General features: G+C 72.4%; 17 protein-coding genes. 11 read left to right on the top strand and 6 right to left on the bottom strand.

Annotated features, from left to right (window positions below):
- Positions 1-80: 80 nt before the first annotated feature.
- On the bottom strand, positions 81-362 hold the full coding sequence (locus tag ACZ6H8_RS07810) for a DUF3253 domain-containing protein (protein WP_464146110.1): 282 nt from the start codon (positions 360-362) through the stop codon (positions 81-83).
- 116 nt (positions 363-478) lie between these two features.
- Between ACZ6H8_RS07810 and ACZ6H8_RS07815 the strand changes: the two genes are divergently transcribed.
- The 10 genes from ACZ6H8_RS07815 to imm47 all read left to right on the top strand — a co-directional run bounded on the left by ACZ6H8_RS07815 (position 479) and on the right by imm47 (position 9,183).
- On the top strand, positions 479-1,366 hold the full coding sequence (locus tag ACZ6H8_RS07815) for a ParA family protein (protein ID WP_464146114.1): 888 nt from the start codon (positions 479-481) through the stop codon (positions 1,364-1,366).
- A 10-nt stretch (positions 1,367-1,376) separates the two neighbouring features.
- Positions 1,377-2,213: a segregation and condensation protein A gene (locus ACZ6H8_RS07820; RefSeq protein ID WP_464146116.1), complete on the top strand. Its 837-nt coding sequence runs from the start codon at positions 1,377-1,379 to the stop codon at positions 2,211-2,213.
- Entirely contained in the window at positions 2,203-2,829 is a 627-nt protein-coding gene (gene scpB, locus ACZ6H8_RS07825) for an SMC-Scp complex subunit ScpB (RefSeq protein ID WP_464146118.1), read from the top strand. Before ACZ6H8_RS07820 ends, scpB begins: the two co-directional genes overlap by 11 nt.
- Entirely contained in the window at positions 2,826-3,602 is a 777-nt protein-coding gene (locus tag ACZ6H8_RS07830) for a pseudouridine synthase (RefSeq protein ID WP_464146120.1), read from the top strand. The genes scpB and ACZ6H8_RS07830 overlap by 4 nt, the downstream gene beginning before the upstream one ends.
- A 55-nt stretch (positions 3,603-3,657) precedes the next feature.
- On the top strand, positions 3,658-4,737 hold the full coding sequence (locus ACZ6H8_RS07835) for a prephenate dehydrogenase (RefSeq protein ID WP_464146122.1): 1,080 nt from the start codon (positions 3,658-3,660) through the stop codon (positions 4,735-4,737).
- Positions 4,719-5,387, top strand: coding sequence for a (d)CMP kinase (gene cmk, locus ACZ6H8_RS07840; protein ID WP_464146124.1), 669 nt, complete (start codon positions 4,719-4,721; stop codon positions 5,385-5,387). The genes ACZ6H8_RS07835 and cmk overlap by 19 nt, the downstream gene beginning before the upstream one ends.
- Positions 5,384-6,916 (top strand): ribosome biogenesis GTPase Der, encoded by a 1,533-nt coding sequence (der, locus tag ACZ6H8_RS07845; protein ID WP_464146126.1) that lies wholly within the window; start codon positions 5,384-5,386, stop codon positions 6,914-6,916. The genes cmk and der overlap by 4 nt, the downstream gene beginning before the upstream one ends.
- A 77-nt stretch (positions 6,917-6,993) precedes the next feature.
- Positions 6,994-7,710 (top strand): WXG100-like domain-containing protein, encoded by a 717-nt coding sequence (locus ACZ6H8_RS07850; RefSeq protein ID WP_464146128.1) that lies wholly within the window; start codon positions 6,994-6,996, stop codon positions 7,708-7,710.
- A gap of 11 nt (positions 7,711-7,721) precedes the next feature.
- Positions 7,722-8,306, top strand: a complete 585-nt coding sequence (locus ACZ6H8_RS07855; protein WP_464146130.1) for a hypothetical protein — start codon at positions 7,722-7,724, stop codon at positions 8,304-8,306.
- A gap of 55 nt (positions 8,307-8,361) precedes the next feature.
- Positions 8,362-9,183, top strand: coding sequence for an Imm47 family immunity protein (gene imm47 / locus ACZ6H8_RS07860; RefSeq protein ID WP_464146132.1), 822 nt, complete (start codon positions 8,362-8,364; stop codon positions 9,181-9,183).
- A 49-nt stretch (positions 9,184-9,232) separates the two neighbouring features.
- Here the strand turns inward: imm47 and ACZ6H8_RS07865 are convergent, their stop codons facing one another.
- A complete protein-coding gene (locus ACZ6H8_RS07865) occupies positions 9,233-10,219 on the bottom strand; it encodes a GTP pyrophosphokinase (protein ID WP_464146134.1) in 987 nt (328 codons plus the stop codon).
- Positions 10,216-11,067 (bottom strand): pyridoxal kinase PdxY, encoded by an 852-nt coding sequence (gene pdxY / locus ACZ6H8_RS07870; RefSeq protein WP_464146136.1) that lies wholly within the window; start codon positions 11,065-11,067, stop codon positions 10,216-10,218. The genes ACZ6H8_RS07865 and pdxY overlap by 4 nt, the downstream gene beginning before the upstream one ends.
- A gap of 165 nt (positions 11,068-11,232) precedes the next feature.
- On the opposite strand from pdxY, the gene ACZ6H8_RS07875 reads away from it, so the two are divergent.
- The gene (locus ACZ6H8_RS07875) at positions 11,233-12,207 is read left to right on the top strand and encodes an arsenic resistance protein (protein ID WP_464146137.1); all 975 of its coding nucleotides are present in this window, start codon (positions 11,233-11,235) and stop codon (positions 12,205-12,207) included.
- Positions 12,208-12,213: 6 nt separating this feature from the next.
- Here the strand turns inward: ACZ6H8_RS07875 and ACZ6H8_RS07880 are convergent, their stop codons facing one another.
- Genes ACZ6H8_RS07880 through ACZ6H8_RS07890 form a run of 3 tightly spaced genes read right to left on the bottom strand, consistent with a single transcriptional unit; the run spans position 12,214 to position 14,291 of the window.
- Positions 12,214-12,717, bottom strand: coding sequence for a DUF2017 family protein (locus ACZ6H8_RS07880; RefSeq protein WP_464146139.1), 504 nt, complete (start codon positions 12,715-12,717; stop codon positions 12,214-12,216).
- On the bottom strand, positions 12,714-13,010 hold the full coding sequence (gene clpS / locus ACZ6H8_RS07885; RefSeq protein WP_464146140.1) for an ATP-dependent Clp protease adapter ClpS: 297 nt from the start codon (positions 13,008-13,010) through the stop codon (positions 12,714-12,716). Before clpS ends, ACZ6H8_RS07880 begins: the two co-directional genes overlap by 4 nt.
- 33 nt (positions 13,011-13,043) lie before the next feature.
- Positions 13,044-14,291: an MFS transporter gene (locus ACZ6H8_RS07890; RefSeq protein WP_464146142.1), complete on the bottom strand. Its 1,248-nt coding sequence runs from the start codon at positions 14,289-14,291 to the stop codon at positions 13,044-13,046.
- Positions 14,292-14,433 lie beyond the last annotated feature (142 nt).

A 14,433-nucleotide genomic window follows, 5' to 3' on the forward strand; every position in this document is an offset into this window, starting at 1 on the left:
GGCGGAGGGAAGATTCCCCTCTGCCACCCCTGATCGCCTGCGAAACGCAACACCCGACGGCGGGAGGCGGCCCGCGCAGGTCAGCGCGGGCGGCGGATGCGCACCGGGCCGCGCGCGGTGCGCACGTCGACGACGGCGCCGCGCTGCGTGACCTCCACCTCGCCCGCGTCGGCGAGGCGTGCGGCGACGGCACGCGTGGCATCCATGAGGTCGCGCCACGTGTCGGCGTCGCCGACGGCGCGGGCGACGTCGCTCGGGCAGATCGTGCGATCGGGCGCGCGCTCGTCGACGAGGCGCAGCATCGTGCGCTCGAGCTCGTCGTCATGGTCCACGTCGTCGACGATGCCCGCTGGCACGCGCATGCATCCACCCCTTGCGGCGAGGCCGTCGACGCGAGCCCAACCCTCGACCAGAGGTTGAGATACACGCCTGGCCGCGCTGCGGGGAGCGGGGGAGGGGCGGACCTAGACTCGACCACATGAGCGGTGGGACGAAGCAGACGGCAGCACTGCCGGGCCTCGACGCACCCGTGATGGGGCCGACGGGGCGGCCGCTGCGCGGCTTCGCGACGCCGGAGCCGCTCGCGAGCCACGGGCCCGCGCGCATCATCGCGATGTGCAACCAGAAGGGCGGCGTCGGCAAGACGACGACGACCATCAACCTCGGAGCGTCGCTCGCCGAGTACGGCCGCAAGGTGCTCGCCGTCGACTTCGACCCGCAGGGTGCGCTGTCGGCCGGCCTCGGCATCGACAACCACGACGCGACGACGATCTACGACCTGCTGCTGTCGTCGAAGCGCGACACGCACGAGGCGATCCAGCACTCGAGCGTGCCCGGCCTCGACGTCGTCCCCGCGAACATCGACCTGTCGGCTGCCGAGGTGCATCTCGTGAGCGAGGTCGCTCGCGAGCAGATCCTCGCACGCGTGCTGCGCCAGGTCTCCGACGAGTACGACGTGATCCTCGTCGACTGCCAGCCGTCGCTCGGCCTCCTCACCGTCAACGCCCTCACCGCTGCGCACGGCGTGCTCGTGCCGCTCGAGTGCGAGTACTTCGCGCTGCGCGGCGTCGCGCTGCTGAAGGAGACCATCGACAAGGTGCAGGACCGCCTCAACCCCGCGCTGCGGCTCGACGGCATCCTCGCCACCATGTACGACTCGCGCACGCTGCACTCCCGCGAGGTGCTGCAGCGCGTCGTGGAGGCGTTCGGCCCGTCGGTGCTCGAGACGGTGATCCGCCGCACCGTGAAGTTCCCGGACGCCTCGGTGGCTGGCACGCCCATCACGCAGTACGCGCCCGAGCACGCCGCGTCGGAGGCGTACCGGCAGGTCGCCCGCGAGCTCATCGCGCGCGGCGCCGTCGCCTGAGGCTCGGCACGTGGCCGAGCAGACCGCGCCGGTCGATCCGGACGCGGCGCCCGTCGAGGAGGTCGCAGGCGGCTTCCGCATCCATCAGGCGCACTTCGACGGCCCGTTCGACCTGCTGCTGACCCTCATCGGCAACCGCAGGCTCGACGTCACCGAGATCGCGCTCGGCGAGGTCACGAACGCGTTCATCGCGTACCTCTCGACCCTCGAGGGCGAGGGGCTGCTCGACGAGGCCAGCGAGTTCATCGTCGTCGCCGCGACGCTGCTCGACCTCAAGGTCGCGAGCCTGCTGCCCGCCGGCGAGGTGGTCGACGCGGAGGACGTCGCGTTGCTGGAGGCCCGCGACCTGCTGTTCGCCAGGCTCCTGCAGTACCGCGCGTTCAAGGGCGCGGCGGCGTGGTTCGACGAGCGCCTCACCGCCGAGTCGACGAGGCACGCGCGCTCCGTGCGGCTCGAGGAGCGGTTCCGCACGCGCACGCCCGAGCTGCGGTGGACGCTGTCGGCCGACGACTTCGCGGCGCTCGCGCTGCTGGCGATGACGCCGCGCGAGGTGCCCACGGTGGGCCTCGACCATCTGCACGCTCCGCTCGTGTCGATCCGCGAGCAGGCCGCGCACGTCGTCGCGACCCTGCGCGGTGCGGGCACGCGCACGTTCCGCGAGCTCGTCGCAGGTGCAGACAGCCGTGGCGTCGTCGTGGCGCGATTCCTCGCCGTGCTCGAGCTGTACCGTCGAGGGGCGCTCGCCTTCGAGCAGATCGAGCCGCTCGGCGAGCTGTCGATCACGTGGACCGGCCACGACTTCCGCGACGACCAGCTGAGCACCCTGGGAGCCGACTATGACCACTGACGCATCCGTCGCCTCCGACGCGACGACCGACGACGCCGCGCACCCGGACGCGGACGCGGCGCCTGACCGCTCGCACCTGCCGCTGCAGCGCCGACTCGAGGCGATCCTGCTCGTCGCCGACGAGCCGCAGGGCGTCGTGCACCTCGCGAGCGCGCTCGCAGCCCCCGTCGCCGCCGTGCGCGACGCCGTCGAGGCGCTGCGCGCCGACTACGACGGCGAGGGCGACGGCCCGGAGCGCGGCTTCGAGCTGCGCGAGGTCGGCGGCGGGTGGCGCATGTACGTGCGCAGCGTCTACGACGCCGACGTCGAGGGGTTCGTGCTCACCCAGACGCCGACGCGGCTGTCGCAGGCGGCACTCGAGACCCTCTCCGTCATCGCCTACAAGCAGCCCATCACCCGCGGTGCGATCGCGGCGATCCGTGCCGTGAACGTCGACTCGGTCGTGCGGACCCTGCTGGGTCGCGGCCTCGTCACCGAGGCCTTCACCGACCCCGAGACCGGCGCCATCCACTACGAGACCACCGACCTGCTGCTGCAGCAGATGGGCCTCGGCTCGATCGAGGAGCTGCCTCCGATCTCGCCGCTGCTGCCCGACCACGACGAGGACGACGCGTGAGAGACGACCACGACCAGCACGACGCCACCCACGCGGGCGGCGACGCCGCGGCGGAGGGGGAGCGGCTGCAGAAGGTGCTCGCCGCAGCGGGCGTCGCCTCGCGCCGCGTCGTCGAGGACATGATCGTCGACGGCCGCATCGAGGTCGACGGCGAGGTCGTCACCGAGCTGGGCAGGCGCATCACGCCCGAGGCGCGCGTCACGGTCGACGGCACGCCCGTGCAGCTCGACGTGTCGAAGCGGTACGTGATGCTGAACAAGCCCACGGGCGTCGTGTCGTCGATGTCCGACGACCGCGGCCGCCCCGACCTCACCATCTACACGGCAGCGTTCGACGAGCGCGTCTACAACGTCGGCCGACTCGACTTCGACACGTCGGGGCTGCTGCTGCTGACGAACGACGGCGAGCTGGCGAACGTGCTCGCGCATCCGTCGTTCGGCGTCGAGAAGACGTACGTCGCGAAGGTCGCGGGCCGCGTCGACGCGCGCGTCGTGCGCACGTTGCGCAACGGCTTCGAGCTCGACGACGGCTTCATCAAGGCAGATCGCGCCCGCATCCTCGGCACCCCCGGCAGGCAGGCGTCGATGCTCGAGATCACGCTGCACTCGGGACGGAACCGCATCGTGCGTCGCATGCTCGAGCATGTCGGACACCCGGTCGTCGAGCTCGTGCGCCGCCGCTTCGGCCCCCTGAACCTCGGCACCCTCGCCTCCGGCGCGACGCGCGAGCTCACGAAGGACGAGCGCGGCGCGATCCTGAGGCTCGCGCGCTGAGCGACCCTGCGGCGCGGATGCGGGCGCGCCCGCGCCGGTCGCCTACCATTGACCGGTGACCCATCGACTCCGCGGACCCGTGCGCATCGTCGGCACCGGGCTCCTCGGATCCTCCATCGGCATGGGTCTGACGAGACTCGGCGTCGACGTGAGCCTCGCCGACGTGAGCCCCACCGCCGTGCGCCTCGCCGCCGACTACGGTGCAGGCAGGCCCGCCGGGCTCGACGACGCGCCTGCGCTCGTCGTCGTGGCGGTGCCGCCCGACGTCACCGCCGACGTCGTCGCACGCGAGCTCGACGCGCACCGCGACGCGATCGTCATCGACGTCGCGAGCGTGAAGGCGCCCATCCTCGCCGAGCTGCGCGCCGCGGGCGCCGACGTGACCCGCTACCTCGGCACGCATCCCATGGCGGGACGAGAGCGCTCCGGCGCGCTCGCGGGCCGTGCCGACCTCTTCGTCGGCCGACCGTGGGTCATCGCCGACCACGACGGCATCTCGTACGCGCGCGGCAGCGTCGTCGACGACCTCATCCTCGACCTGGGCGCCATCCCCATCGAGATGGATCCCGACGCGCACGACCGCTCGGTCGCGACCGTCAGCCACGTGCCGCAGCTCGTGTCCACCCTCATGGCCGCTCGGCTGCAGCACGCCGCCGACGAGGCGCTGCGCCTGGCAGGCCAGGGCGTGCGCGACGTCACGCGCGTCGCAGCGAGCGACCCGAGCCTGTGGGTGCAGATCCTCTCCGCCAACGCCCCCGCGGTCGCCGAGCAGCTGCGTGCGCTGCGCGACGACCTCGATCGACTCGTCGAGGCGCTCGACGACGTCGACCGCGAGGGGGCCAGGCGCACGATCGCCGACGTGCTCGCCGACGGCCGCGCCGGCGTCGACCGCCTGCCGGGCAAGCACGGCCAACGGTCGCGCTTCACGCGCATCGCCGTGCGCGTCGACGACCGGCCCGGCCAGATCGCACGCCTCATGACCGACATCGGAGACGCGAACGTGAACATGGAGGACGTGCGACTCGAGCACGCCGAGGGGGCGCAGTTCGGCGTCGCCGAGATCCTCATCGCACCCGAGACCGAGCAGCGCCTGCTCGAGGCGCTCGACGCGCGCGGATGGGCGGTGGTCTCGTGACGACGGTCGCCATCGATGGGCCGGCGGGCTCCGGCAAGTCGTCGGTCGCGCGCGTCGCCGCCGAGCGGCTGGGCTTCCACCTGCTCGACACGGGCGCCGCGTACCGCTCGCTCGCATGGCTCGTGCTCGAGCGAGGGCTCGACCCGTACGTCGAGGCCGACGTGCTCGGGCTGCTCGGCGAGTTCGACTACGCCGTCGACGTCTCAGGCCCCGCGCAGCGATTCTCGGTCGGCGGCGTCGACGTGACCGACGCGATCCGCACCGAGCGCATCTCCGGCGCCGTCTCCGGCGTCGCCCGCGTGCCCGCCGTGCGCGAGGCCGTCAACGTGCGCTTCCGCGCCCTCATCGCCGACGCGAGCCCCGGCATCGTCGTCGAGGGCCGCGACATCACGACCGTCGTCGCCCCCGACGCCGACGTGCGCATCCTGCTCACCGCCGACGAGGACGTGCGCATCCGGCGCCGCATCGGCGACGTGGGCGATGCGGCAGGCGTCGCCGAGCGTCTCAGCGCTCGCGACCGATCCGACAACCAGGTGGTCGACTTCATGACGCCAGCACCGGGCGTCACCCTGGTCGACTCCACCCACCTCGACTTCGACGAGACCGTGCAGGCGGTCGTCGAGCTCGTTCGAACGCAGGAGCGTGCATGACCACCGACCAGCCCCAGGACCACACCGACGAGCCCGACGACGTCGAGGTGGTCGAGGCCTACCCGACCGATCCCGACGACCCGCAGCTCGACGAGCAGCGCGTCGCGGCCCTGCGCGCAGGCCTCGCCGAGTACGACCTCGACGACGACGACGCAGCGCTGCTGAGCGCCGAGATCGACGAGCACGACGTCATCACGCTGCCCGCGCTGCCGGTGCTCGCGATCGTCGGCCGCCCGAACGTGGGCAAGTCGGCGCTCGTGAACCGCATCCTCGGCCGCCGCGAGGCCGTCGTCGAGGACACCCCGGGCGTGACGCGCGACCGCGTCACGTACCGCGCCGAGTGGGAGGGGCGTGCGTTCACGGTCGTCGACACCGGCGGCTGGGAGCCCGACGCGCGCGGCATCGACCGCTCCGTGGCGCAGCAGGCGGAGATCGCCGTCGACCTCGCCGACGCCGTGCTCTTCGTCGTCGACGTCACCGTCGGCGCGACCTCGACCGACGAGCACGTCGTGCGCATGCTGCGCTCGTCCGACAAGCCCGTCATGCTCGTCGCCAACAAGTCGGACGACGCCCGCCGCGACCTCGAGGCGTCGAGCCTGTGGAGCCTCGGCCTCGGCGAGCCCTACCCGGTGTCCGCGCTGCACAGCCGCGGCGTCGCCGACCTGCTCGACGCAGCCATGAAGGTGCTGCCCGACGAGTCGGCCGTCGCGAAGGTCGAGCTCGGTGGGCCCCGACGCGTCGCCCTGCTCGGCCGCCCCAACGTCGGCAAGTCGAGCCTGCTCAACAAGGCGGCGGGGGAGGAGCGCGTCGTCGTCAACGAGATGGCCGGCACGACCCGCGACCCCGTCGACGAGCAGATCGAGCTCGGCGGCCGCGTGTGGCGCTTCGTCGACACCGCAGGCATCCGCAGGCGCGTGCACCTGCAGCAGGGTGCCGACTTCTACGCGACGCTGCGCACGCAGGCGGCGCTCGAGAAGGCGGAGGTCGCCGTCGTGCTGCTCGACGTCACCGACGTGCTGTCGGAGCAGGACGTGCGCATCGTCGACCTCGTGCTCGAGTCGGGCCGGGCGCTCGTGCTCGCGTTCAACAAGTGGGATCAGCTGGAGGACGAGCGTCGCAAGTACCTCGAGCGCGAGATCGAGCAGGACCTGCACCACGTGGCGTGGGCGCCGCGCGTCAACATCTCCGCCCGCACCGGCAGGCACCTCGAGAAGCTCGTGCCCGCGCTCGAGCTCGCGCTGGACTCGTGGGACACCCGCATCCCCACCGGCAAGCTGAACGCGTTCCTCTCCGACCTCTCCGCCGCGAACCCGCACCCCGTGCGCAGCGGCAAGCAGCCCCGCATCCTGTTCGCGACGCAGGCGGCGACGCGTCCGCCGACGTTCGTGCTGTTCACGACCGGCTTCCTCGACCCGCAGTACCGGCGCTTCATCACGCGCCGGCTGCGCGAGGAGTTCGGCTTCGAGGGCAGCCCCATCCAGGTCAACGTGCGCGTGCGCGAGCGGCGCGAGCGCCGCGACCGCCGCTGACGCGCGACCGGGCAGTTCTGCCCATCGCGCGCCGGCGCGATCGCTCCTAGCGTCGACTCCGACGAGAGGAGGCGATCATGGGCCTGAACATCCCCGGCGAGGTCGCCTGGGTCCTCGACCTGCTCGGCTTCGAGTGGCCGAGGCTCGACGAGGACGAGATCCACAAGGCCGCGGCGCTCGTTCGCGACTTCCAGGACGACATGGATGCGTCGATCGATCGTGCCGATCAGCGCATCCAGGAGGCGTTCGCAGGCGACTCGTCGCAGGCGTCGCGCGCGTACCTCGACGCGTGGGACGAGAATCGCTCCGGCACCATGCGCCAGCTGAGCGAGGCGCTCGGGCCCACGGCCGTCGGTGTCGACCTGTTCGCCGACGCCGTGCTGGCGCTCAAGCTGAAGGTCATCGCCGAGCTCGTCATCACCGCCGCGCAGATCGCCGCCGCGATCGCCTCGGCGGTCGTCACGCTCGGCGTCGGCGCCGGTGCGCAGGTGCTCATCATCGCCGCGCGCAAGAAGGCGCTCGACATCCTCACGGACATCATGGTCGACGAGGCCGTGGGCCAGATCCTGTCGCTCGTGATCGAGCCGATCCTGCAGGTGGTCGAGCCGCTGCTGTCGGCGATGCTCGAGTCGCCGCTCGTGTCCGGCGTCGTCGGCGCGGCCGAGGAGATGCACTCGGATCTCGAGGCGCTCGAGCGTGCCTCCGGCGACCTGCAGGCGAACGGCGAGGAGCAGGAGCGACTCGCCGAGGAGTACGCGAACCGGTTCATGGCGCTGCAGATCACGACGGCCTGAGGGAGACGACGATGGGTGGGTCACGCAGGCTCGACGAGGCGGGCGAGCAGCTGCGCGAGGACTTCTTCCGCATCATGCGGGAGGTGGGGCGCAGCCACAGGAAGCGCTCCGACGATCAGGTCGCGGAGATGCAGGGCTTCGTGCAGCGCTGGCGGGACTGGGATCGCCGCAACGGCGGCGACGGCGGCGCGAACCGCACGCCGAACCCGGTGCTCGCGACCGACGGCGTCGGCGACGGCAGCCGCGACGGCGGCTACGACGCCTTCGTGCTGGCGGCGCACGACGTCGCTCCCGACTGGGTGGCGCACCCCGACGGCTACTCGGTGCCGACCGCCCAGGAGATCGCCGCCGCTCGAGAGACGTACGACGGCTCGAGCTCGATCCCGCGGGGCCACCACGTGCTGCCGCTCGCAGACGGCGGCGCACCGCAGGGACCCATCACCTACACGGGCGAGACGATGGTCGATCGTCGCTACCCGCATCACAGCCCGTCGCCCGGTGCTCCGCTCGTGCCTGGGTGGAATCCCGATCACTCGGCCGCGACCGCACTGCAGTCGCTCATCCACTTCTGGCAACGGGGCAACGGCATCCGATGACGCCCGCATTCGATAGCGTGTGTTGGCACGCTGGTGGCGATCGAGGGGGAGTCTCGTGACGAGCAGGTTCGGACCGACGTCGTACGGCGCGGCACGTGGCGACCGGGAGACCGCGCACGCGGCCTGGGCGGCGTCGACGGACGTCGAGGCCCGGGTCGAGGCGGCGATCGAGCTCGCCAAGCACGGTGACCTCTCGTCGCGCGACACCCTGCTCGAGCTGCTGGTGGAGGGCATCCCCGACGAGGAGCTGCACCTGGACGCGCAGCATCTGCTGCTGTCGACCGCATCGGCATCGCTCGCGCTCGACGATCGACTCGTGCACTACGCCTCGGCCCTCGAGGGCCGTCCGCTCGCGACGTTCGCAGGCTCGGGCGCCGTGCTCCTCGCCCGCGACGCCGTGCCCTTCTACCTGGGTCTCGCGCAGTCGCTCGAGCACTACGAGGAGATGCGGGTGCGGGCAACCGACAGCGTCATGGCCCTGACCGGCATCGTCTACGACGAGTACGACGAAGACGCGACGATCGAGGAGTACGGGGCGCAGGCGATGGACGTCGCGCATCGCATCGATGCTCCCTACGCGATCGACGGCCAGGCCTTCGCTCCTGCCAGCACCGCGAAGCGCGTGACGGCGATGGCGATGCAGGCCTCCGACGCCGGGACCCCGTTCGTGGCGGACGCCGCGCTCCAGCGGCTCGCGACCTGGTCAGGGATCCCGAACCCCACGCGGGCGAACGTGGTGCCCACGGAGGCCGACGTACGGGCGATCGTCGCCTATGCCGTCACGCTCTCGAAGCTGCCGTGGCGTCCGGGCGTGAAGTACTTCTACGGGCACGACGTCGACGGCGGGCCCGGGCTGCACGCGACGCCGCCGGCGTAGGCACCAGCGCTGCGGGGAGCGGAGGCGACGGCGCCGCGCACAACGAGCGTCATGCAGATGGCGAGGAGGCCTCCTGCTCGTCGGCGTCCGGCAGCGCGACCGGCAGGTAGTACAGGCCGCGCTCGTCCTCGAAGACGCGCGCCGTGAGCGTCGAGCCCTCCGGCACGTACGCATCGACGTCGACGTGCCCGTCGGTGGGGGCGAGCGCGCGCACGGCGAAGGCGGGGATGAGACCCTGTCGGCCCTCGTCGTCGACGGCGAGCGCGTAGCGCGGCCCCGTGGAGCGCACCGTGACCTCGCGGATGGGGATGCGACCCGACTCCGCACGAGGCCGACCGTCGGCGGGCTCGGTCGTCGCGACGTCGAACTCGCCTGCGAGGTCGTCTGCGAGGCGGTCGACCTCCGCGAGCAGGTTCGCCATCGTCCGACCCACCGACCGGTGGAAGTCGCTCGGCCGCAGGCCGCCGCCCGGCTTGTAGAGGTCCTCGTGCGTCAGCTCGCCCCACGCATCCTGCACGCGCGTCTTGATCTGCACCTCGACGGCGACGACGGTCGCGCCGTCCGGCAGCGGCACCTCGACGTCGACGAGCGCATGCACCGCCCGGTAGCCGGACGGCTTCGGCTCGGCGACGTAGTCGCGCATCTCGACGAGGTGGATGCCGGGGGTGACGGTCGTGGCGACGTCGGCGGCGAGCAACGCCTGGTCGCGCGTCGACTTGCACAGCACCTTCACACCGACGACGTCGCGCACGAGCTCCTCGACCTGCTCGACGGTCACCTCGGCGATGGCGAGCTCGGTCGCGGCACGCGTGAGCCGGTCGATCGTGCGCGCCTCGTCCTTGATGCGGCCCGGCAGCACGTACAGCCGCATGCGGTCGGCGTCGGCGAGGAGGTCGTCGGCGCGAGCGTCGAGCCAGCCCTCGACCATCGCCATGGCCGCATCCCACGCATCGCCGCGCGTCGCGTACGCTCGGCGCACGACCTCGGTGGCGTCCGCTGCGGACCGGTCGGCGCCGCGCTCGTCGGCGGAGGTCATCGGACCTGGCGCACCGCGAACTGGCGGCGGGGGTGCGCGTACGCCTCCTGGGCCTCGACCAGCTTGAGCTCGCGCTCGCCGGAGTCGAGGGTCGTCTGCAGCAGGTCGAACACGCTCGACACCGTCGCCTCGAGCGCATCCCACGCGAGACCCGACGTGCGGTAGTGGGCCGTGAAGAGGGCGGCGGTGACGTCGCCGGAGCCGTTGGCCTTGAACGGCAGGAACGGCGTCTGCACGATCCACGCACCCTCGTCGTCGACGGCGAGCATCTCGATGGTGCCCTCCGGACGGTCGGGGCGCTCGACGCTCGTGACGAGCACCGTGCGCGGCCCCATGTCGCGTGCGCGGTCGACGGACTCGAGCGTCTCCTCGAGGGAGGCGGGCTCGGTGCCGGTGAGGAAGCCGAGCTCGAACTGGTTGGGCGCGATGATGTCGGCGACCGGCACGACGCGCTCGCGGATGAGCGCCGGGATGGCGGGTGCGACGAAGCAGCCGGAGCGCGCGTTGCCCATCACGGGGTCGCACGTGTACGTCGCCGCCGGGTTGAGCGCCTTGGTGCGTCGCACGGCGTCGACGACGACGTCGACGATCTCCTCGCCGCCCAGGTAGCCGGAGAGCACGGCGTCGACCTGCGCGAGGCCGCCGCGCTCCTCGACGCCGAGGATGACGTCGGCGACGTCGCTCGCGGGCAGCAGCGGCCCGCGCCACGAGCCGTAGCCGGTGTGGTTCGAGAACACGACCGTCGAGACGGGCCACACCTCGTGCCCGAGTCGTTGCAGCGGGAACACCGCGGCGGAGTTGCCGACGTGACCGTATGCGACCGACGACTGGATCGACAGGATCTTCATCCTTCGATCGTCCCACGACCCGCCGACGGGCGCGGCATCGGCGCGGCTCGCCTCGACGCGCTCGGCCCGCGCGCACGAGCGCGAGGTGATGCCGAGCGGGCCGCCGCGCGCCATGGGCACGCGCCGTCTCGCTGTGCATCACCTCGCGCGGGCTAGCCTCGACGCGTGCCCGCATCCCTCGCCGCGCGCCTCGAGCGGCGTCAGGCGCCGATCCTGCTCGGGGCCATCGCGCTCGGGCTCGGCATCGGTGCGTCGTGGAGCGGCGCGCACGCCCTCGAGCCCGTCATCGACCCTGCGATCGCGGGCATGCTGCTCGTCACGTTCCTCGCGGTGCCGTTCGGAGCGCTCGCCCGCGGGCTCCGGCACTGGCGGCTGCTGCTCGCACTGCTGGCGACCTCGTTCGTCGTCGCGCCGCTCGTCGCGTTCGCGCTCACCCGACTCGTGAGCCACGATGCCGGGCTGGTCACGGGTGCGCTGCTCGTGCTGCTCGCCCCCTGCGTCGACTACGTCGTCGTGTTCACGGCGCTCGCGCGTGGTGCGCACGCGAGCCTGCTCGCCGCGACGCCCGTGCTCATGCTCGCCCAGGTGCTGCTGCTGCCGCCGCTGCTCGGCATCACCGCAGGGGAGGAGGTCGTCGCTGCCCTCGACGTCGGCAGGCTCGCGACGGCGTTCGGCGTGCTCGTGCTGCTGCCGCTGGCGATCGCGGCCCTCGTCCGCATCGTCGGGCGTCGCGCGCCCGCCGTCGATCGCGCGGCGTCGACGGCGACCGTCGCGGTCGTGCCGGCCACTGCCGTCGTGCTCGTCGTCGTCACAGCGTCGCAGGCGCAGCGCATCCTCGCCTCCGCCGCCGACCTCGCAGCGCTGCTGCCCGTCTACGTCGGCTTCGCCGCGGTCATGGTCGCCGCCGGCATCGCCGTCGCGCGCATCGCTCGGCTCGAGCCCGCGGATGCGCGCGCCGTCGTGCTGAGCGGCCTCACGCGCAACTCGCTCGTCGTGCTGCCCGTCGCGCTCGCCCTGCCGCCGTCGCTCGCCCTCGCCGCCCCAGCCGTGGTCACGCAGACCGTCGTCGAGCTCGTGCTGCTCGTCGCGCTCGTGCGCCTGCTGCCGCGACTCGTGCGAGACCGCCCCGGCACGGGCTGAGGCGTCTCAGCCCTCGCTCGTCGCCGCCTCCACGAGGCTGCCCTGCGCGAAGCCGAGCCAGTCGACGACCGCCTGGAACTGCGCGAGATCCTCTGGCGAGAGGTCGAGATGGTTCTCGGGGCCCTGCTGCACGCGCGTGTGCAGCACGAGCCGGATGTCGCCGATGCCTGCGAGCCACGCATCCACCGACGCCTCCGGCACCGAGACGCGCACGCGCTCGTCTGCGACCGTCGCGTGCGCGGCGAGGTCGCGCGCCATCGCCCGCTGCCGATCGAGCCGCAGCGCAGCCTGGTCGTCGGAGGTGAGCCTGCGGAACTCCTTCGCGTTCGCCTCGTCGTCGTAGGCGTCGGGGAACAGGCGCGTCACGACGGGGTCTGCGATGTCGGCCTCGCCGTCGCGCACCGCGACGAAGACCTGCCGCACCTGCGACACGAGCCGCGTGAGCATCGTCGCCTCGTCGGCGGTGAGCTCGAGCACGAGGGTGTCGCCCTCGCGCGCCCACGGCTTCACGGCTCCACCCGCTCGAGCGTGGCGAGCAGGCCGTAGCCGTGCATGGCCGACACGTGCAGCTCCTGCTGCTCGCGGCCGCCAGCCGACACGATGGCGCGACCCTTCGTGTGCACCTGCAGCATGAGGCGCTCCGCCTTCTGCTCGTCGAAGCCGAAGTACGAGCGGAACACGTAGGTGACGTACGTCATGAGGTTGACGGGGTCGTCCCACACGATCGTGACCCAGTCGCCGTCCGTCGCAGCCAGGACGTCGTCGTCGACCTCGAGGTCGACGTCGGTCGCGGTGCCCTGCATGCCCACGAGCCTACGCAGCGCGCCCTCGACGCGTCACGCGTGCTCGACGACGGCGCGCTGCTCGTGCGTCTCGAGCCTGCGGATCGATGCGCTGCGCCGGTCGAGCAGCACGCTCACGACCGCGAGCCCCATGCCGGCCGTCGCGAGCAGCACGCCCACCCAGCCGGGAGCGAGGTAGCCGAGCCCTGCGCCGATGACGGCGCCGCCGACGGCCGCGCCGAGGCTGTTGCCGACGTTGAACGCCGCGTGGTTCATCGCCGCGCCCAGCAGCTGCGCGTCGCCTGCGATGTGGATGATGCGCGTCTGGATCGACGGCACGAGCGTCGACGTCGTGAGACCGAGCAGGAACGCGAGCACGAACAGCCACACCGGCTCGCCGCCGAGCACCGAGTAGAGGCCCATGACCGGGATGACCGTGACGAAGCCGCCGAGCATCGTGGGCACGAGCGCCTTGTCGCCCGCGACGCCGCCGATGACGTTGCCGATCGTCATGCCGATGCCGAGCGTCGCGAGCACCCACGGCACCGCGCCCGTCGGAAGGCTCGCGACGCGCGTCACGGTCTCGGCGATGTACGAGTAGATGGCGAAGAACCCGCCGAAGCCGACGGCGCCGACCGCGAGCATGAGCCAGAGGCGGCCGCTGCGCAGCGCCGAGAGCTCGCGCAGCGGGTCGCGGTCGGGGTTGCCCTCCACCTGGGGGAGCGTGCGCAGCGCGAGCACGAGCGTGAGGGCGAAGACGCCTGCGATGGCGACGTACGACCAGCGCCAGCCGGCCACCTGGCCGAGCCACGTGCCCAGCGGCACGCCGATGACGTTCGCGATCGTGAGGCCCGACAGGGCCAGGGCGACGCCGGCGCCCTGCCTGCCAGGGCCCATGATGCGGGCGGCGAGCAGCGAGGCGACGCCGAAGTAGGCGCCGTGCGGCAGGCCGGAGACGAAGCGCGACAGCATCGTGAGCTCGAACGTCGGCATGAGGGCGCTCGAGAGGTTCGCGACCGTGAAGGCGGCGACGAGGATGAAGACCAGACGCGTCTGCGACATGCGCGCGGCGAGCACCGCGATCGCGGGGGCGCCGACGACGACGCCGAGCGCGTAGGCCGAGATGAGCCACCCGGCGGTCTGGATGCCGCGCTCGGGGTTCGCGGCGAACCCGGCGACGAGGTCGTCGCCGATGAGCGGCAGCAGCCCCATGGAGGCGAACTCGGTCGTGCCGATCCCGAACCCGCCGAGGGCGAGGGCGACGAGCGCGAGGACGCGACGGGTGGGGGTGAGGTGCTGCATGGCGGAGTCCTGACGGGTGCGGGAGACGGGCTGTGCAGCGTTGCGCGCCTCCATCGTATTCCGTGGGGGATGTCGGCGTCGCGCGTCGAGGGTCGACGCGGCAGCGGCCCGTCGGCTAAGGTGAGGGTTGCCTTACCCCCTC

Source organism: Agrococcus sp. AC640b, from assembly GCF_979255995.1.

What these genes read in the sequence shown, in the direction of transcription:
- ACZ6H8_RS07810 (WP_464146110.1), bottom strand. Translation starts at nt 362, where the DNA reads ATGCGCGTGCCAGCGGGCATCGTCGACGACGTGGACCATGACGACGAG.
- ACZ6H8_RS07815 (WP_464146114.1), top strand. Translation starts at nt 479, where the DNA reads ATGAGCGGTGGGACGAAGCAGACGGCAGCACTGCCGGGCCTCGACGCA.
- scpB (WP_464146118.1), top strand. Translation starts at nt 2,203, where the DNA reads ATGACCACTGACGCATCCGTCGCCTCCGACGCGACGACCGACGACGCC.
- cmk (WP_464146124.1), top strand. Translation starts at nt 4,719, where the DNA reads ATGGGCGGTGGTCTCGTGACGACGGTCGCCATCGATGGGCCGGCGGGC.
- der (WP_464146126.1), top strand. Translation starts at nt 5,384, where the DNA reads ATGACCACCGACCAGCCCCAGGACCACACCGACGAGCCCGACGACGTC.
- ACZ6H8_RS07850 (WP_464146128.1), top strand. Translation starts at nt 6,994, where the DNA reads ATGGGCCTGAACATCCCCGGCGAGGTCGCCTGGGTCCTCGACCTGCTC.
- ACZ6H8_RS07855 (WP_464146130.1), top strand. Translation starts at nt 7,722, where the DNA reads ATGGGTGGGTCACGCAGGCTCGACGAGGCGGGCGAGCAGCTGCGCGAG.
- ACZ6H8_RS07865 (WP_464146134.1), bottom strand. Translation starts at nt 10,219, where the DNA reads ATGACCTCCGCCGACGAGCGCGGCGCCGACCGGTCCGCAGCGGACGCC.
- pdxY (WP_464146136.1), bottom strand. Translation starts at nt 11,067, where the DNA reads ATGAAGATCCTGTCGATCCAGTCGTCGGTCGCATACGGTCACGTCGGC.
- clpS (WP_464146140.1), bottom strand. Translation starts at nt 13,010, where the DNA reads ATGCAGGGCACCGCGACCGACGTCGACCTCGAGGTCGACGACGACGTC.
- ACZ6H8_RS07890 (WP_464146142.1), bottom strand. Translation starts at nt 14,291, where the DNA reads ATGCAGCACCTCACCCCCACCCGTCGCGTCCTCGCGCTCGTCGCCCTC.